Genomic DNA, 18,207 nt, shown 5'->3' with positions numbered 1-18,207 from the left:
GAACTCGCCGGCATCTACGACCTGACGCTCCTCAACAAGGTCCTCAAGGCCGCCGGCAAGCCCGAGGTCCCCGACGCCGGTCTCGGCGCCAAGTAGCCTCCCCCGGCACACCGCCCACAGCATCACCGGCTCCGCCGAGGCAACGGCCTCCGCGGGGCCGGTGCCGTCGTGCGTGGCGGACGAGTCGACCTCCTGCGCGTGTGCAGTGCGGCCCTTGCGGCCCCATCAGGCCAATGCGCAGGGTCTTGGGCTGCTTCCCCGCTACCTCTGCGCCCCCGTCCCCGTTGTCCCCAGCGATGATCACCGCTCGCCCCGTCCATCCGGTGCGGGTGGTGCCACGCGCCAAGAAGGGACACCCCCGCCGCATGAGCACGCACCACCTCGGCCGAGCGGCCGTCGTACTGGCCGCCACCCTCGCCCTGGCCACGTCCACGTCGGGGCTCGCCGCGTACGCCGCCCCCACCGACACCACCCGCGGCGGCGGTGGCGCGGCACAGTGCGAGGCCGGCCCGGGCGGCTGGAAGGGCGACGGACTGTGCCTGAACGCCGCGGACAACCGCAAGGTCGACGCGTACGTTGCACGCGCCCGCGCGGCGGAGCCGTCGATCAGCAGTGACGTCCGGGCCGCCGCCGGCCTCAGCGGGGCGGAGCTCGTCGGCTTCGACCACCGCCTCAAGTCCCCCGACTCCCTGAAGCGGAAGGTCGCCACGGACCTCGGGGAACATCCGGAGCGCAACACCGACGACGTCCTGGCGCGGTTCGGCGACGCGGTGCGCTACACCTTCCAGTGGCCCGACGAACGCTACGCCGCCGGGGTCACCATCGCCTCGCAGGTGCTGTCGGCCTGGGGCAGCGACTCCACGAAGTGGTCCAACACCTGGGGCCGCGAGAAGGGCTACAAGGGTCTCAACACGGGCTGGCGTGCGCCCGGGTCGCGGCAGCTGTTCGAGGTGCAGTTCCACACGCCGGCGAGCAAGTACGCCCAGGAGGAGACGCACAAGCTGTACGAGGAGCAGCGCCTGCCGTCGACCGGCCCCGAGCGCAAGAAGGAGCTCCAGGGCCAGCAGGACGCGATCTTCGCCGCGGTGCCCGTCCCCGACGGGGCTCCCGCCCTCGCACCCCCCGCCCCGCCCGCTCTGACCCCGGCCGCCTGACGCGCACCGAACGGACACGGCTCCCTCGACCACCCAGCGGTGACGCCCCAGGCGCTGTGAGGAGTCTGTGCGCCCTTCGGGCGCGGGCCTGCGCGACGGTGCGAGGTCGCGCCCCGGGTGCGCCGGTCCGGCCGGAGGCGGTCAGTAGGGGCCGGAGTCGTGGTAGCTGGTGGTGGCGGTGAGGCCGGAGGTGCGGCCCACCGCGCGGACGTGGATGGTGCTGCCGGCCTTGATGGCTCGCAGGACGCCGTAGTCGATCCTGCCGCCGCTGTCGGCCCGCCTCGGGCCGTACTTCGTCTCGCCGTGGCTGTCGGGCCAGGTGTAGTACAGGTCGACCAGCTCGCCGGGCGCGAACCCGCTGCCGTACACGCCGCAGCTCGCCCCGTTGCTGCACGGCAGCCCGTTCGGAACGAGTCGGGCCGGGCCGACACGCGGGCTGGGGCTGCCGTCCTCGGCCGGCTCGGGGGTGGCTCCGGACCCGGTGCCGCCGGTCCCGCCGCGGCCTTCGGCGGAGCCCGAACCGGCACCCGGGTCCTGCCGCGGCAGGGCGAACGTGCCGTTCCGCACTGCGGTGAAGGCGAGGGCGGCGAGCAGCAGCGCCGCGAGAGAGACCAGGAAGTTCTTCACGGCCGTTTCCTTCCGGGTGAATGTGAAGTCCGGGGCGGCGGGTCGCTCCGGAGCGCCTAGGACGGTGCCTGCTTGTAGATGTGGTGGAGGCCGGCGCACATCACGTCGGAGGAGCCGATCCACATGATCGTGAAGGTGTGTCCGCCGCTCTTCCTGGTCACGGCGTCGGCGCAGTAGGCCGGCTTGATCCCCTCGGGTGCGATGCCCTGGTCCTGCGGCGGGAACGGCAGCCGCTTGGGCAGCCAGCAGGCCCCGACGTCGACGATCCCCTTGAGGTCCTTCCGTACGACCGCCACCATGCCGATCGACCAGCGCGTGGCGGTGTGCTGGTACACCCCGACGGCCAGGCGGTCGGTCTCGTAGGCGCACTGCGCGAGGTCGTTGGCCGCGTCCAGCTTCCCGACGAACCGGCCGATCCCGCTGCGGAACTTCGTGTACTGCGGGCTGCCGCTCGTGGGGACGAAGCCGAGGATCCGGTCGGCCAGCCCGGCGAGGGGCAGGCAGGGGTTCTGGTTGATCCTGCCGACCCCGTCCGCCGGCGGGAAGGCCGGCAGCTGGGACCGGGTGAGGGGTCCGGGGGTGGGACAGGTACCGGCGGCGCCGCTCCGGCCGGACCCGGAGGAGGGCTCCGGGTCGGGGGACGCCGCGTCGGGCTGCCGGCTCTCGCCGCGGTCCGGGCCGGGATCCGGCCGCTGCGTGCATGACGCGCCCGTCAGTGCGACGACGACCGCCAACGTCACGGCCGCGACGACGGTGCCCTGGCGTGCTCGCATCATGTTCTCTCCCTGGGTGTCGCGAGGTGTGCGTCCGGCCGGGGCGGCGGGTTCTCTCCCGAGCCGCCTCCGGGTGGTGCGCGGACCACAGTGGCGTGCGCGGGTCGCCCGGGGCATCAGTACTGCCACTGAACCGTGGTACGCAGCCGCCGCCACCGGCGCCCACCGGGTGCGGCTGCGGGATACTGCCCGGGTGGGAAGCGAACTCATCGGCAGGGCATCCGAGTTGGCGGTCCTTGCCCAGCGCCTGGAGGCGGCGGCGCGGGGCTCGGGATCCGTGGTGCTGCTCGCGGGGCCGGCAGGCGTCGGCAAGAGCACGCTCGCGGCCGAGGCGCTGCGCCGGCACGCCGACCGCGAACGCGTCACCGTCGTACGGGGCCACTGCCCGCGGGACTCGGTCGCACCACCCCTGTGGCCGTGGCAGCAGGCACTGCGCTCGGCCGGGGTCACCCTCGGGTTCCCCGGACCGCGACAGGCCGAGCCGGGTGCGACGGAGCCGGCCGACGCGGCGGCGGCGCGGTTCCTGGAGCTGGCCCGTCTGGGTGAGGCGCTGGCCGCGGCGGCCGCCGAACGCGCTCTCGTCGTCCTGTTGGAGGACCTGCACTGGGCCGACACCGCCAGCCTCGATCTGTTGCGGCAGCTGACCGGTGAGGTCACCGGCCGCGGGCTGCTCGTCATCGGCACGTTCCGGGAACCGGCCCCCGAGGAACCCGCCGGAGCGCTGGCGGAGCTGGGCCGCTACGGTGCCGAGACACTGCTCCTGGCTCCGTTCACCCCGGCAGAGGTCGCCCAGTGCGTCGGGGAGGCGGACGCGGCGCAGTGCTACAGGAGGACGGGTGGGCTGCCGCTCCTCGTCAGCGCGCTGCGCACCCGCGCGGGCGGCCTCGGCACCGTCGTCAGCGGCCTGCTGAGCGGACTCACCTCCGAACAGAGGGACGTGGTGCGGGCGGCGGCCGTCCTCGGCGAACCGCTGGACACGGACCTCCTCGCACCGGTACTGCCGCAGCTCGGCGCTGCCGTCGTCACCGGGGCGCTGGAAGCGGCCTGGCACGCCGGGATCCTCACCGCGGAGAACGGCACCGGCGGCGGACGCGCCTACCGCTTCGGCCACGACCTGGTGCGCGAGGAGCTCCTCAGCCGGACCCGCCCGGACGCCTCCCGGGCTCTGCACCGTGCGGCCGCGCGGGTACTGGAGCGGACCGGGGACCCCGGCGAGGCGGCCCGTATCGCGGCACACTGGCGGCACGCCGGCCCGGAGCCCGCGCACCGCGCCGCCGCGGCGCGCTGGTCGCGGACCGCGGCGGATGTGGCCCGCCGCCGGCACGCCTACGCGGACGCCGCCCGGCACATGGCCGACGCCGCCGCCGTCCTCGACGCGGCGGACCCGGGGCGGGCGTCGGCGCTGATCGACCTGGCCCGCGCCGAGTACCTGGTCGGGAACTATCCCGCCGCCCTGCGGCACTGCGACGAAGCCTCCGACGCGGCGATGGGCGACGGCCGGCCCGCACTGCTCGCCGAGGCCGCCCTGGTGGTGCAGGGAGTCACGTACCCCCACGCCTCACGGGCCATCGCCCGGCTGTGCGAGGCGGCCCTGGCCGTCGAGGACCTGCCCGACGCGCTGCGTGCCCGGGTGCTCGCTCAGCTCGCCACCGTCTCGGCCGATCTGGGTTCGCTCGGGGCGGCAGCCGAACAGGCCCACGCCGCACTCGAACTGGCCGGGGCCAGCGGTGACGGCCGGGCCGAGCTCGACGCCGCCCGGGCGCTGCAGATGATCCTGGCCCATCCCGACGACACCGCCGAACGCCTGCGCCTGGGCGAGTTGGCCGTGTCCAGGGCCGAGCGGCTCGGTGACCCGCTGGCCTCGGTCCTGGGCCACCAGTGGCGTGTTCAGGCCGGATACCTGCTCGGCCGGCTCGACCTGGTGGACGACGCCGTCCGCGGCATCGAGGCGATCGCCGACCGCTCGTCGCTGCCGTTGACCCGCTGGCACCGGCTGCGCGTGGGTGCGGCTCGGGCGGTGCAGGAAGGACGGTTCGCGGACGCCCGCGGCGCCAACGAGGAGGCCACCGGACTCGCCCGCGCCGGTGGCGACCAGTACGCGATCATGATGGGTTACGTACTGCAGCTGCAACTGGCACTGGTGCGCGGCGACGCGTCGGAACTGTGCGAGGAGATGTGGCACGACCTCGACCGCGCGCCGAAGAACCCGCTGATCCAGTCCGTGCGGGCACGCGCGCTGTTCGCCGCCGGGCGGCCGGACGAGGCGCGGGAGGCCTACGGCCGGCTGCGCCCGCTGCTCCCGGTCCCGACGGCGAACCCGACGTGGCCCGCGCTCCTGCTGAACCTGGTCGACCTGATCGAACCGGCCGGTGACGCCGCCGCCGCACGGCTGGTGTACGACCAGCTCGCGTTGTTCAGGCCGTACCCCGGAGCGCTCGGCACACCCACGGCGTACTTCTCCGGCACGGTCAGCCGCGAACTCGGCCGGCTGGCCCTCACCGCCGGCCGGCCGGACCGGGCCGAGGAGCTGCTCCGTGAAGCACTGGTCCGCAACCGGTCCCTCGGCGCGATCCCGTACGTGGCGCTGACCTGCCTGGACCTCGCCACCGTGGAACGCGACAGGGGCGCCCTCGCCGATGCGGCCGCCCTCGCCGGGGAGGCCCTGGCCGTCTCCGACCGGCTGGACCTGCCCGGCCCCTCCGCCGCCGCCGCACGCCTCATCGCCGAGATCGCCGCCCTGCGCGACGACGCCGGGCCGCTCACCCCGCGCGAGCGGGAGATCGCCGAACTCGTCGTGCTGGCGCGCACGAACCGTCAGATCGCCGACGACCTGGTCATCTCCGTGCGTACGGTGGAGAGCCACGTCCGCAGCATCCTCGCCAAGCTCGGACACTCCAACCGGACCGAGATGACCGCGCGGTACGAACGCGGCCACGCCGGTCCGCCGCCGCCCTGAGGGACGGGCCGACACGGTGTACGGACCAGCCGTCCACCGGAGGCCGGCCCGGCTGAAGGCCGCGTACGATCCCGCGAACACGTTCCGGGTCAGCCACAACATCCGGCCGGACCGGGGATCACGACGCCGCTAGCACCGGCAGGTCCCGCGGTCCGTTGGCGATGAAGGGTTCCGGGCGAGGGGGCTCGCGCAGGTGACCACCCGGGTCATGGACGGGCAGGTGCCGGACTTCCCGGCCCACCGGTTCGACGCGGTGATCGGCAGCTTCAGCGTCTTCATCTGGACGCACGGCGCCGCCGAACTCCGTCCCTACCGTACGCTCCTCCGCCCGGGCGGGACCTTCGCTGCGAGCGCCCCTTCCTTCTTTCCGACCGGCACGGGCAAGTGGGGATTCCTTCCCGAGGCCGTCCACGACCTGCTGCTCCCCCACCTGACCCAGCCCAAGGACGGCGATTCCTACGACTGTCCCTTCACGAACATCCACAACAACTGGCTGGTGACCCCCGACAGCGTCGGGACGACCCTGACCGAGGCCGGCTTCGTCGACGTGACCGTGCAGGAGGAGGACCTGCCCATCGTCGTGGACTCGGGTGCCGAATGGGTGAAGTGGACCCGGTCGCACGGGATGCGCCGGCTGTGGGACCGCATGGACGAGGGTGAGGCCCGGGAACTGGCCGCGGAGGTGGCCGGACGCCTGGACGGACTGCGCTCCGCCGACGGCACCATCACGCTGCCGACGCCGATCGTGTACATGCGTGCCCGAGCCCCTCGGGCCTGACCGTCATCCCGCGGACGTCACCCGCCGCAGACCGGCGTACTCCAACGCCGCGTACACCGCCACGACCAGTGCGCCGATCAGCATGAACACCACGCCGAAGCCCGTGAGGGGCACGAAGTCGGCGGCGGCCACCACCAGGCAGGCGACGGCGGAGAAGAGGTTCACCCCGATCACGGCGCGCACGAGTCCGGCCGGGATCACCGGATAGCCGGCGATCAGAGCGAGTGCGGCCGCCCCGCCGAGCTGGTAGAGCCCGAAGCCCACGGAGAAGGCCACCGGCATTCCGGTCGCGCCGCCGAGGGGGCCGCTCGCCGCGATCAGCACCGCCGCCATGACCGCGGTGCTGATGCTGTCGACACGCAGGACCAGCCGCAGGAAGTGGTCGGACGGCCGCCGGCCGGCCGTGCCGGTCTTGGCCATGGGCATGGTCTGTGTCATCGCGAGACTCCTTCACTGCGGGATGTGCCCCCACCGTGACACGGGAGAGGTCGCGGACTCCATGACCTCCGAGGTCATGGAGTCCGCGACCCCGCGGGTTACCGTGTCGGACATGAAGACGGATGACGTGCCCCGCATCGGGCTGTTGTTGCGCGACTGGCGCCGGCGTCGGAACTACAGCCAACTCGACCTCGCCCTGCGCGCCGACACGTCCACCCGGCACCTCTCCTGTGTGGAGACGGGCCGGGCCAGGCCCAGCCGGGACATGGTGCTGCGCCTGGCCGAACACCTCGACGTCCCGCTGCGCGACCGCAACGGCCTGCTGCTGGCGGCCGGTTACGCTCCCGCCTACTCGGAGAGCCCCCTGGACAGCGACCGCATGACGATGGCCCGCCAGGCACTCACGAGCATGCTGGCGGGGCACGAGCCGTACCCGGCGGCCGTCGTCGACCGGGTCTGGGACATCGTGGAGTGCAACCGGGCCATGTCGGTCCTGATGGGCAGTGTCTCCCCGGCCCTGACCGGCGGGGGAGCGAACGTGATGCGGCTGATCCTCCACCCGGACGGACTTCCGCGGCACTGCCTCAACTTCCCGGAGGTGCGGGCCCACGCGCTCGGCCGCCTGCTGCACCAGGTCAATGCCACGGGCCACCCCGAACTACGGGCCCTGTACGCGGAAGTGTCCTCCTACCCGGCCCCGGAGGGCGCGGTCCCTCCGCCAGGCCCGGTCGACCCCACGGGCATGGTCGTCCCGCTGCGCATCCGTACGCCGTTCGGAGACATGGCGCTGTTCAGCATGATCGCCACCTTCGGAGCACCCGCGGACGTGACGCTGTCCGAACTCGCGGTCGAGACGTTCTTTCCGATGGACGAGGAAACGGCCCGGATCCTGCACGAACACGCGGCGGCCTCCGCGGCGGGGACGGCACCGGCCGTCCCGCAGGACGGCGTCACTGCTCCTGCGGCGGCTTCCCCTCCGCCGCCGACACCTCGACGAACTCGACCTGGCCCTTGCCGTTGAGGCGCAGGATCGGGACGGCCTTGTTGCGCGGATTGCCGTTGTTCTGGAAGGAGATGAAGCCGCCGGCCCCGGCCACCTGCTGGGTGCCGTCCATCTGGTGGAACATCCGGGCCACCGCGTCACCGGCGACCTGCCCCTGCCAGCGGGCGGCCATCTGGATGCCGTGGGCCGCGGTGAGGACCGCGTCGTGACCCATCAGCGCCCCGCCGTCCGCACGGGGGTCGTGCGGGAACCACTGGTCCAGCAGCCCGCCCGGCTGGAAGTTCTTCGCCGACGGCGCGGACACCGCCTGCGGCGCGGAGCGGTACATGTCGGGGTGGGAGAGGCCCGTGTAGAGCACCTCGATGCCCGTCTCGGCGGCGTGGGCGAGCTGCTCGGCGCTCAGGTTGGTCGTGTCGTCCCCGGTGAACACGGTGAACTGCAGGTCGGTGCAGCTGCGGTTGGAGAGCGCGTCGAGGAAGTGGGTGAGGTGCCTGCCGCGCCCCGCGAAGTAGACGAGCTGCGGGCGCTGCTGGCACAACTGCCCCGGGATGTAGCGCAGTTCGTTCTGCCAGGCACTGCTGACGGAGGAGTCGTAGGTCATCCGCTCGGAGACGAGCCTGTGCTTGTCGCCTTCCTGGAAGGCCTTGGTGAACGCGGTGCCGAGGGTCGAGGCGTAGAGGTTTCCCTCCGCCACGTCCTGGAGGACGACGGCGGTGGCGACGCCGCGCCGTTTGAGGTAGCCGGCGGCCGCGTACGCCTCGTCCTCGTTGGTGGGGGCGATCCGGACGAAGCCGTTGATGCCCTGGATGTTCGTGGCCGTCATGGTGGCACCGACCATGGCGATGCCGTTCTCGGAGAGGCGCTGGATCGCCGCGAGGTTCTCCTTGGTGCTGGGGCCCAGGCCGGCCACCGCGACGAGCCGGTCCGGGGTGTCCTTGCGGGCGATCAGCTCGTCGACGGTGTGCTTCCACCGCGTGGACCTGCTGCCCGGGTTGGCGATCAGCAAGCGGATCTTGGGGGTGGCGGCGAGGTCGCCCTGGTTGTGCCGGTACTGGGCGAGGTAGGCCCCCTGCAGTTCGTGGCGGACGCCCTCGGCGGAGTTGCTGTCCTCGGCCGTGGTGGTGAAGGAGGTGAAGTACGCGACGCTGACGTACGGTTCCTTGTCTGCGTTGGCGAGGACCCTGCGGTTCTCCTCCTCGATCTTCTTGCTGACGGCGTCGAGGTGCGGTGCGAAGACGTAGGAGCCGTCGGTCACCCCGACGCACTCGTCGTCCGGTCCCTGTTCCACGACTCCGTCCCCGCACCTCGCCTGGCGTTCCTGGAGCCAGCCGGCCCCGAACCAGAACGCCGCGGCCAGTACGACGGAGGCCGCGGCGGCGAGGGCGACGCGGCGCACGACGTGCAGGGGCCATTCGAGTCTGGGCACGCGCTCAGCCCTCCCAGCCCGTGGTCTGGGGATCGCGCCAGTGACGGTACCGTTCCGCCTCGTTGAACAGGGCCACGATGTCGTTCCTCCGCAGTTGGGACAGCTGGGTGTAGCCGTCGGCCATCAAGTCGCCCAGCCGCATGGCGGGGTCGGCGAGCGGATCGCTCCACACCCAGCGGGTGGTCACCAGGGTGTGGATCACGGATTCGGTGTCCATGACGCGCCCGGGCCCGCGCTGGACGAGCCCGGCGAGGAGTTCCAGCGGTCCACTGCCGGCGGGCAGGCGGTTCGGCGCGGCGGTGACCGTGTCGAGCTCGGAGATCCACTGCGCGGCCGGTACGGCGGTGAAGCGCCGCGCCAGGTGGGCGGTGACCTCCTCGGTCCGCCCGCGGGCGAGCTGGTGGTACATCTCCTGCACCGGTTTGCCCTCGTCGCGGTAGTACTCGGCGAGGAGTTCGTGCACGGCGTCCCACCTCTCCGGACGTGCCGCGAGCCGCCACAGCAGCAGACGGCGCAGCCAGGGGTGGAGTACGGGGACGACGGCGACGGGCCCGTTCAGCAGCCAGCGGGAACGGATGTCGCCGAACAGTGAATCGTCCGGGCTGAGCAGCCGGGTGGCGACGGAGAAGTCGCGGGCCGCCGCGCATTCGGCGAGGGTGGCGCGCTGGGTCCCGTCGAAGTCGCGCAAGAGGTGCCCGAGGGCGGTGTCGGCGAGGGAGGCGGAGTCCTCGCCGGCACGCAGCGGCCGGTCCGGCAGGGTGCGCAGCCAGCGGTCCTGCTGGGGCCCGGAATCCCGAGGGGGCCCGGCCTGGCGGAGTACGTCGAGTACCTGGTGGACGGCGCGCGGCAGTCCGCCGGTGAGGCGGTGCACGAAGGGGGTGAGCCGGGTCAGCGGGGCCAGCTCGCTGTTCCCGCCGAGCTGGAGTTCTATCCGGATCCGCACCTCGTCCAGGTTGAGGTCGCGCAGGCGTAACGGGTACCACCAGGAGTCCTCGCTGTCGCGGGTCGGCCGATGGGCGTTCCAGTCGGCCAGGGAGGCCCGGTCGGGGCCCCGCAGCTGCCAGGGCCAGGACTCGCCGGTGGCCGGGCCCCAGCGGGGCAGCCAGCGGTTGGAACTGGCGACGACGGTCAGCGGGTCGCTCGCGTGGCCGGCGACGACCGTCTCGTCGTGCCGGGCACGCAGCAGCAGGTCGAGGAAGCGGCGGCCGTACTCGGTGTGGGAGTTGTCGAGGAGCAGCAGGTAGGAGCGGGGCATGAAGTTGCGGGCGGTGTTGCGTCTGAGGTCCTCCAGGAAGGCCTGGAAGAGGACGAGGTCGAGCCGCTCCTGCTCGTTCTCGTCGCCCTCGTGGCGCCAGAGGTTCAGCTCCACGAGGGCCTCCATGGGGTCCGCACTGCGGGTCATGGGGTGGCGTCCGTACCAAGTGGCCCCGGCGGTGAGCCGATTGCCCGGCCTGCCGCCGAACAGTCCGGGCATGGTACGGCGGCCCCGCCGCAGGGCGTCCTGGAAGAGGGCGTGCGCGGCGGTGGAGGCCCCTTCGGGCATGCCGACCGCGCCCATGGCCACCTCGAAGAAGGCGGCCAGGTAGTCGCCGTGGCGGGCCTCGTTCTCCTCCTGGAACCGGTCGAGCTGCCGCCGCACCGCTCGCCGGCCGTCGGGAAGGCTGCGCATGCGCAGCTCCTGGTCGGAGGCGAGCAGGCCGAGGCTGAGCAGCGGGAAGTGGGAACGGCCGTAGCGGGGCAGTTTGCGTTCGAGCTGGCGGGCCAGGAGTCCGAGGGCGTAACGCGGCAGCAGGGACTGGGCCCCGCCGAAGTTGACGAAGGCGAAGGGGTAGTCGGGCCCGAAGTGCTCCATGAGGGCGCTGTGCGCCTCGCTGGCTCCGCTGCCCGCGGGCCCGAGGAGTACGGTCAGGGGCCGCTCGGCCGCCGGATCCTCCTTCAGGCATGCGTCGACCAGCGACAGGATGCCGCTGCGGCCCCGCAGTCCCATGCCCGTACCCGGCTCCATCACGCGTGATCCCCCCCGGGACGACGTTTCCGAGAAGTAGAGACTGCCATCCGAAGCCGGAGTCAGACAGGGGTTTCGGCCACTGGAATCGTTCCGCTCCGCGACGCCTGCCCCGCGCGGGCCGCGGGACCCTGGCATCGGCAATCCCCCGCCAGGGTGACAGGACCCTGTTCGAGCGAGTTTCAGCGGCGTCACCACAGGCCCGCCAAGCCCCGCACGACGGACCGGAACATCCGTTCACCATCCGCCCCCGATCCGGGCGTGACCGGCCCGATCGGGCGCCGTTCATGGAGCACCAGTACCAGCCGTGCGCCCATCCGGAGGACTCCGTGGATCCGCTGCCGAAGCACCCCGACGCTCCTGCCGCAATCCCGACCGGCACCCCAAGCGCCGCCAGATGATTCGGCAGCGGCCCTGGGCGTGCCCAGGGGGCCGACCCTGACCCAGCTCATGATCGTCGCCGCGGTCCAGGGAGCCGCAGGCGTACTGCACGACGCGGCGGCGATCAGCCTCCTTCCCCAACGCCGCCTTCGCCCGTCCCGCCCTGTCCACGGCCCGGCGCCCCGGTGGAGCGGCCGGCCGAACCTGCGCGCCGCGTTCCTCGACGGCTACGGCCGCCACCTCACCCCCGTCGAGGAGCTGCGGCTGAACGGCGGGGCCGCCTTCGACGCCGTCTCCGGCATCGCCTGCGCCGCCTGCACGCCACCCACCACCCTTGGTCCGTGGACCCCGCCCGCCCGTTCGAGAGAGGAACTTCCGTGTCCGAACCCCGCCCCGCCACCCCCGAGGACGCTGCGGAGATCGCCCGCCTGCGCTCGGAGAACATCCTCGGCGAACCCCTCGACGCAGCCTGGCCGGCCACGTGCGCCGACCAGCTGGCCTTACGCCTCCAGGACGGCGGCGACGCCCGCGCGTACGTCGTCGACGCGCCCGACGGCGGCCTGGCCACCTGCGCCCCCGGCCTGGTCCACCCCGTCCTGCCGGCCCCGAAGTACCCCAAGGGGCTGGCCGTGCGGATCCACGCGGTGGCCACCGACCCCGCCCACCGGCGCCGCGGCCACGCCCGGGCCGCGCTCGCCGCGCTCCTCGACCACCTGGAGCACGAGGGGGTCACCCTGTACGACCTGTACGCCGGCGCCGGATCCGCCCCGCTGTACGAAGGGCTCGGCTTCGCGGCCGACCCCGCGCTCATGCGCATGACCCGCTTCCCCGCCGAAGGGACCGCGTCGTGAGCGGGAAGTGGCTTCCTCCGGAGGAGTTCGCCGCGACGCTGCCGAAGGCGGCGGTCTTCGGAGCGGTGTTCTTCACCGACGAGGACGACCGGCCCGTCCAGCTGCGCGCCACGTACTCCAGCGCCCACCCCTGGCAGTGGCCCGGCGGCGTCGCCGAGGCCGGCGAGCGGCCCTGGGAGACCGCCGTGCGCGAGTGCCGGGAGGAGACCGGACTCCACGTGGCGGGACCCCCGAAGCTCCTGGCCACGGTGTTCGGACTGCCGGGCAAGGCCTGGCCGCTCGCCTCCGTCGGGTTCGTCTTCGACGGCGGCCGGCTCTCGGCCGGTCAGCTCGCCGGGATCGTGCTGGACCCGGACGAGCACGACGAGGTCCGCGCCCTGACCGTGCCGGCATGGCAGGAGCTGATGCCGGGACGGGACCACGCACGGCTCGAGGCCGTGATGGCCGCCCGCGACGCGGGGATCCCGGCGTACTTCGACACCTGGGACTGGGAGGCCTGATGGGCATCGTCTTGACCTCCGGCCCACGGATCGCCGCGGTCCCGGTCGCCGACGACGGCCTCTCCCTCCACCGGGCCCACCTCCCGGCACGGCCTTTCGAACCCGCTTGAGCAGCCCCGACGAACAGGGAGCCCCCACCGCCATGAGCACCACGCACACCGCCCAGGACTGGCACGCCCACTACGAGGCCGGCCGCGACTTCCGACCGCTGACCGACACCGAGAAGGCCGTCCTGACCGCACGCCTGGCCCTGGCGGAGGACGCCCGGGGTGCCCGGGCCCTGGACGTGGCCTGCGGGACCGGTTGTTTCTGCAGAGGCCGTGTCCCCCGCTGGTCGTGTCGCTTTACGAGGCGGCCCATCCAGAGCTATGACGAAGCCCACACTCTACTGGGTGTGCCTCCCCAGCCTCGATGAAAATCCGCCCAACTGCTCGGCTGTGCAGGTCGGTTGCGTCGATGTGGCTCCTCCCCTCCCTTGGCGTGCGTGCGGGGAACCGTCAGAATCTGAAGGTGACAGAGATCTCAGAGGATGCAGCAGTTTCGTCGGTTTGGGACCAGCAGAGCATCTGGTCTCAGAGTGCGAACCGACTCAAGGTGTCGGTCGAGCGGGCACGCGTGTTGGCATTGGCACTGGGCATTGCCGCAGCAGCCATGGGGACGGCGGCGTCCCAGATGATGAGCTGGAACTCCCTACTGGGCAAGACACTCGCCTTTGCCGCCGCGGCGGCTGCTGGAGCGGCTCCCCTGGTGGCACAGCGCGGCGGCCCGAATCGGTTGAGCGATTGGACGCGCCTGCGGGCCGTATCCGAGGCGCTCAAGGCCGAGGTGTATACCTATCTGGCGAGAGTTGGTCCTTACCGCACGGCGACGTCGCCGACAGCACTGCTCGCCGAGCGCAGCCGCAGCTACCGTTCCGACGGCATCGACCTGGTGCGTTACACCACCGGGATCGCAGCACGGCCGCGATCGGTCCCGGCGGTAGTCGATGCCGGCACCTACGTGGAGTATCGCCTGCGACAGCAGATCGCGACGTACTACCGGCCCAAAGCGGAGGCGATGCATCGCAGGGTCCGATTCGTCGAACGGATCGAGTTGCTACTGGGGGGCTTCGGGGCGGTACTCGCTGCTGCCGCGGGTGTCTTTTCCGTGGAGCGGGCGGCAGCGTGGATTGCCGTTATCGCCTCGGTCTCGATCGCGGTAACCGCGCATGCAATCGCTCAGCGGTACGCGTATCAGCAACTTGAGTTCACGCGCACCGCCGAGGAACTGGAACGTCTTCTTGAACGATGGAGCACGACGCCTCATCACTCTGCGGAGTTCGCTGACGCATTCGTCGCCGAGTGTGAAGGTGTCATCTCCGTCCAGAATGAGGCATGGATGATCCGCTGGAACGTGGGGTAAACCGTTCCGTGAGCGGGGCGGCTTTCAGCATGGTGACCTGTAGTGCTCCCTCGGTGCCACGTCTTGCCAATCGGAGTTGCTGAGTGGGCCCGTGAGTATTCCGCACAGAGCCGCCGACCACGCCGAAGGGTCTACACGGATCCTCGTGATGCCGTTTCCGTCTGCGACGTCAACCCGGGTGGCATCGGGGCTGAAACCGACAGCCGCGTCGCGGTGTGTCACGAACAAGTCAGGACCAACCTGTCGTTGACCTGCAACGTCCCACAAGGTTAGAGCCACATCGGAAACATCCCCATCTCCGATCACAACCAGCGTGAGACCGTCGGGACTGAACAGCACACGAGAGGCGCCTCCTTCGGGTACGAGGCTTTTCCCGATCTTCTTTTGGGTAGTGACGTCCCACAACGTCACGGAGCCACCACCAAAATCGTCATTGTTGTCCTCACCGACTGTCGCGAGGACGCGTCCGTCAGGACTCAGCGCAGCGTTCCTGGCGTTGCGGACTTTGAAGGAGAGCTGGTTTCCAGAGTCGGTATCCCACAAACTGACGGTCAGTTGACGGTCGGTGAGAGTCAGCGTCGCCCCGTCCCCGCTAAGTGCAGCCTGATCAGCGAATCCGTTACTGGCGGGATCTGGGCCGTAACTATGGGTCTCATGTCCGGTTGATAGATCCCACTCTGCAACCCTGGATTCCCCCTGTAGCGTGCCGTACAGCTCTTTACTGTCGGGGGAGAAAAGCAGCGTCGGGAGACCGCTCTTCAGACCGGGCGTGTAGTGCATTTGGGCTACACGATGACCACTAGGCACCTCGAAGACTTCGACCGGGGAGCGTTGGGCGGCGCCTGCACGTTCGGCCACAGCGAGCAGTGATCCGTCCTCGTTGAACGCCAGGGTCGTGCCTGTCTCGGCAAGGCGGATCGTGCCGGTGAGGGTTCCTGCGCGGCTATCCCGCAGTTGCACCACGGGCTGTTGAGAGTCCGCCGTGGCGAAGGTGTTCGTGCTGGGACTTACGGCGAACGCATTGAATGGGGTCTTGGCCTCGGGGAGGGCGTGGTGCTCGGCGAGCCGTCCGGTAGTCGTGCGTTCCCAGATGACCACTGACCCATCCTTGGTCACGGTTGCAACCCGTTCTTCATCAGCAGTGGCCGTTTCGCGGGCACCGTGCGTGTCGCTGTACTGGGGCTCGACAGGAGCGTCCGCTCGGACGGAGTGGGCAGCTTCCTTTTGGTCGGTCGTGGTCCGCAGCCTCTTGTGTGACTTCAGGTCCCACAGCTCCCAGCGACTCATGTCTGGCGAGTGGACTACCGCATGCCGACCATCTTCCGTCAGGAGACCGTAGTTCAGCGACATATTCTTTGATGGAATCCAAGGTTGGGAGGATCCTGGCTCATAAACCCTGGCCTCACCTACAAGGTCCGCCGTCTCACCGTAGTTCACCACCACACCGTCATCTGAGGTGTAACCTTCGAAACTCCAGCCCGACGTGGAGATCGTTTGCCGAGTCCCCAGGTCTGGCAACCCGAGCACTTGCACACTCTCCTCCCTTCCGCAGGTGACACTCTCCCCTGAGGGCGCCATTTCGGCCACATCGCACGAAATAGTTTTTAAAGTGCGATGGTTGGGAACGTCCCACACGGCAATCGATGCTCCAGCGCCGAATGATCCTCCAGCCATGAGAATCTCGCCATTCGGACTCAGCCCGCCACCGCTGTCACCGATTGAACCTGTGCCTCCGGTCCTCGGGACTGAGAAGCTTTCCTTGATTCGCAGATTACCGGTGTCCACTAGGTCGACCTGCTCGCCATGCTGTCCGGTCCGCAACGCCAGAGTCTTGCCATCGGCGGTAAGGGAACGCGCCCCGCCGTCACTCCAACTGAGCAGAGTTCCTTGCAAAGTTCCTCGACTGCGTGCCGTATTCGCATCCCAAATCTGGACGTTGCCGTAATCCCGCTCGATAAAGAGAAGTCCTCCATCGGGGCTGAAGGACAGCCGTGACACCACACCCTTCTTAGGCGGAATGATGGTGCGTACCTTGTTGAGGCTCGCCAGGTGTGAGGCCAATGCGCTCCGAGCCTCGGCCGTGGACTCCTGCCCGTAGGCGGCCAAAGCCAACTGAACGGCCTTCTCCGGTTCGGTCTTGGACAGACCTAACGAGGCGGCGGCGAGCTTCCGAGAGAGCGCCGTACGTCGCTGGGTCTCAGCGTCCCCCTGTGCAGATACGGCCAGCGAGCTTAGGCCGACCACGGCCGCAGTGACGACGGCAACGCCCGCCCGGAGCCGCCTAGCACGCCGCTTGACCGCGCGCCGACTATCACTGAGATATCGGATCTCTCGCTCGGTCAGGCCAATTTCGTGTTCTTCACCCCAAGAGTGCTCTTCCCATTTTTCAGCAAGAGCTAGCTCCTCGGCGCGGAGCAACAGGCCGTCTTTGCAGCCACTCTGCCACCATTCGTGAGCTAGATTACCCAGGCGTGTGTGGAAGGCATCCCAGCGATGGCGTTGCGTGACGAAGGAAACGATGCGGTGAATCCCTCGATCAGAATCTTCATCGCTTCCCTCAATCATGTGGAAGCTCTGGTACGAGCGGAGCGGTTCCCAACCATGCTCGTTCATTGCGGCCGTGACGCCCGTGGCCAGGTTCGGGTCGATGATGACAGGCAGAATCCGCTTGTGTAAATCGATTGCCTTCATGCACTCGTCCCGACAGTAAGGGGATCGCAGTGAATCCTCGCTCACGAGAAGGATGAAGGCATCGGAGGTTCGGATTCCCTCGTCGATAGCCTGCCGCCACTTCTCGGAGGGCTCGATCGCCTCCCAGTCCACCCAGACGTGGCGCAGCTTGCCTTCCAGACTCTCTCGGATCCCACGGGCGACGGCGCCATCCTTGCGTGAATAGCTAAGGAACACCTTGCCCGTCGCTTCCGGCAACGGGGCGTCCGCCCGCGGCTCGGAGGAGGCGTCGCTGAACGGGTCCGATGCTGTGCCGAGCCGTGATGCGAGATCCCGGAGGAGAGCCGAGGAGAGAGTTGCAAGCAGTCCGGCGCCGGCAACCAGCCCCACCCAGTACTGCTGATGTTCGTATGTCGGCCCGAACAGGCTGGCGGAGAACTGCGCGTCGAGCCAACGTACCGCGTCTGCAACTTGCTCCTTGGCTGGAGCAACTTCGGCTGTGCCGAACGCAAGTGGGCGGCCGACGGTCCGCAGGACCCAGGCGCCGCCACCCGCTATCCCTGCAGCAACGAGGGCGTGGGTAGCGAGAAACCAACCCGAGGTGCGTACAGACCGTCGGCCTCCCCGTCCGATGTCCTCCTGCCCGCGGGGAACACCTTCCACCGTTATTTGAATCCCAGCCCACCAGGCGGTGCCCACGATTCCGAGGGGCAGGAGCGTCACGGCCTCCCAGAAGTAAAAGCTTCCGGACGGTGCCACGGTGACCTGCCATGCCAAAGCGACGGCAGTGGCGAACGGCACCGCGAGGGCCTCCGGCCGCAACAGACGTTGCCAAGCCCAGGAAGCCCCAAGCTTGCCGATTTTCCCGGCCCTCCATATGGCTACCGGCGAGGGACCTGGGAAGTACACAAAGAACGGCATGTACAGCCCTAGGAGTGCAGCCGATGGCCCGAAGAACGGGTATAGGAGCACCCAACTGACCAGGCAGGAGGCAAGCCAGGCCGCTGTCCTCTCGATGCCCGGCCGACGCTCCCTTGAAGTCGATTCGTCTGGTGAAGAATGCGCCTCGCGCGCCACACCTGCCCCCATGTGCGATCGTCCACCTGCAAGACGAAGCGCAGCCTACCGATGCTGGCAACCGGTTGGCGTCGTGTCCGTCGATCCGACTGGCCATACGCACAAGCGGGTTACAGCACTGAAACCGAACGAGGAGTGTGTCTGGAAGCCGCATGGCGGGCGTGGTC

Annotated in this window: 14 protein-coding genes; 8 read left to right on the top strand and 6 right to left on the bottom strand. The window is 70.1% G+C overall.

Going from position 1 to position 18,207, the window contains the following annotated elements:
* The first annotated feature begins 365 nt into the window (after window positions 1–365).
* Complete coding sequence (locus ACZ597_RS34855) at window positions 366–1,154, top strand: ATP nucleotide 3'-pyrophosphokinase (protein WP_471339280.1); 789 nt, start codon at window positions 366–368, stop codon at window positions 1,152–1,154.
* Between the two features lie 141 nt (window positions 1,155–1,295).
* On the opposite strand, the gene ACZ597_RS34850 is transcribed toward ACZ597_RS34855, so the two are convergent.
* Window positions 1,296–1,781: a hypothetical protein gene (locus tag ACZ597_RS34850; RefSeq protein WP_471339278.1), complete on the bottom strand. Its 486-nt coding sequence runs from the start codon at window positions 1,779–1,781 to the stop codon at window positions 1,296–1,298.
* 56 nt (window positions 1,782–1,837) lie between these two features.
* Entirely contained in the window at window positions 1,838–2,557 is a 720-nt protein-coding gene (locus ACZ597_RS34845) for a hypothetical protein (protein WP_471339276.1), read from the bottom strand.
* A 190-nt stretch (window positions 2,558–2,747) separates the two neighbouring features.
* On the opposite strand from ACZ597_RS34845, the gene ACZ597_RS34840 reads away from it, so the two are divergent.
* The 3 genes from ACZ597_RS34840 to ACZ597_RS34830 are packed head-to-tail and all read left to right on the top strand — an operon-like array spanning window position 2,748 to window position 6,288.
* Entirely contained in the window at window positions 2,748–5,510 is a 2,763-nt protein-coding gene (locus ACZ597_RS34840) for a helix-turn-helix transcriptional regulator (RefSeq protein WP_471339274.1), read from the top strand.
* A gap of 16 nt (window positions 5,511–5,526) precedes the next feature.
* On the top strand, window positions 5,527–5,643 hold the full coding sequence (locus tag ACZ597_RS34835) for a BBE domain-containing protein (RefSeq protein ID WP_471339272.1): 117 nt from the start codon (window positions 5,527–5,529) through the stop codon (window positions 5,641–5,643).
* A gap of 60 nt (window positions 5,644–5,703) precedes the next feature.
* A complete protein-coding gene (locus ACZ597_RS34830) occupies window positions 5,704–6,288 on the top strand; it encodes a hypothetical protein (RefSeq protein ID WP_471339270.1) in 585 nt (194 codons plus the stop codon).
* Between the two features lie 3 nt (window positions 6,289–6,291).
* Here ACZ597_RS34830 and ACZ597_RS34825 read toward each other — a convergent pair whose 3' ends face one another.
* Complete coding sequence (locus ACZ597_RS34825; protein WP_471339268.1) at window positions 6,292–6,726, bottom strand: hypothetical protein; 435 nt, start codon at window positions 6,724–6,726, stop codon at window positions 6,292–6,294.
* 112 nt (window positions 6,727–6,838) lie between these two features.
* On the opposite strand from ACZ597_RS34825, the gene ACZ597_RS34820 reads away from it, so the two are divergent.
* The gene (locus ACZ597_RS34820; RefSeq protein ID WP_471339266.1) at window positions 6,839–7,747 is read left to right on the top strand and encodes an MmyB family transcriptional regulator; all 909 of its coding nucleotides are present in this window, start codon (window positions 6,839–6,841) and stop codon (window positions 7,745–7,747) included.
* On the opposite strand, the gene ACZ597_RS34815 is transcribed toward ACZ597_RS34820, so the two are convergent.
* A complete protein-coding gene (locus ACZ597_RS34815; RefSeq protein ID WP_471339264.1) occupies window positions 7,677–9,155 on the bottom strand; it encodes an ABC transporter substrate-binding protein in 1,479 nt (492 codons plus the stop codon). The genes ACZ597_RS34820 and ACZ597_RS34815 overlap by 71 nt on opposite strands.
* Before the next feature lie 4 nt (window positions 9,156–9,159).
* Window positions 9,160–11,160, bottom strand: coding sequence for a hypothetical protein (locus tag ACZ597_RS34810; protein ID WP_471339262.1), 2,001 nt, complete (start codon window positions 11,158–11,160; stop codon window positions 9,160–9,162).
* Window positions 11,161–11,918: 758 nt separating this feature from the next.
* Here ACZ597_RS34810 and ACZ597_RS34805 point away from each other — a divergent pair.
* From ACZ597_RS34805 to ACZ597_RS34795, 3 genes are all read left to right on the top strand, one after another.
* Window positions 11,919–12,392: a GNAT family N-acetyltransferase gene (locus ACZ597_RS34805; protein ID WP_471339260.1), complete on the top strand. Its 474-nt coding sequence runs from the start codon at window positions 11,919–11,921 to the stop codon at window positions 12,390–12,392.
* Complete coding sequence (locus tag ACZ597_RS34800) at window positions 12,389–12,892, top strand: NUDIX domain-containing protein (protein ID WP_471339258.1); 504 nt, start codon at window positions 12,389–12,391, stop codon at window positions 12,890–12,892. The genes ACZ597_RS34805 and ACZ597_RS34800 overlap by 4 nt, the downstream gene beginning before the upstream one ends.
* Window positions 12,893–13,402: 510 nt before the next feature.
* Complete coding sequence (locus ACZ597_RS34795) at window positions 13,403–14,293, top strand: DUF4231 domain-containing protein (RefSeq protein ID WP_471339256.1); 891 nt, start codon at window positions 13,403–13,405, stop codon at window positions 14,291–14,293.
* Between the two features lie 24 nt (window positions 14,294–14,317).
* On the opposite strand, the gene ACZ597_RS34790 is transcribed toward ACZ597_RS34795, so the two are convergent.
* Window positions 14,318–17,740 carry a toll/interleukin-1 receptor domain-containing protein gene (locus ACZ597_RS34790; protein WP_471339254.1) on the bottom strand — a complete coding sequence of 1,141 codons (3,423 nt, stop codon included), beginning with the start codon at window positions 17,738–17,740 and terminating at the stop codon, window positions 14,318–14,320.
* Window positions 17,741–18,207: the final 467 nt, after the last annotated feature.

This window comes from Streptomyces sp. NPDC040718 (assembly GCF_055593565.1).
This window is presented reverse-complemented; position numbering and strand designations above follow the sequence as displayed.

Coding starts and splice junctions, on each gene's coding strand:
- ACZ597_RS34855 (WP_471339280.1), top strand. CDS start 366: ATGAGCACGCACCACCTCGGCCGAGCGGCCGTCGTACTGGCCGCCACC.
- ACZ597_RS34845 (WP_471339276.1), bottom strand. CDS start 2,557: ATGATGCGAGCACGCCAGGGCACCGTCGTCGCGGCCGTGACGTTGGCG.
- ACZ597_RS34825 (WP_471339268.1), bottom strand. CDS start 6,726: ATGACACAGACCATGCCCATGGCCAAGACCGGCACGGCCGGCCGGCGG.
- ACZ597_RS34820 (WP_471339266.1), top strand. CDS start 6,839: ATGAAGACGGATGACGTGCCCCGCATCGGGCTGTTGTTGCGCGACTGG.
- ACZ597_RS34810 (WP_471339262.1), bottom strand. CDS start 11,160: ATGGAGCCGGGTACGGGCATGGGACTGCGGGGCCGCAGCGGCATCCTG.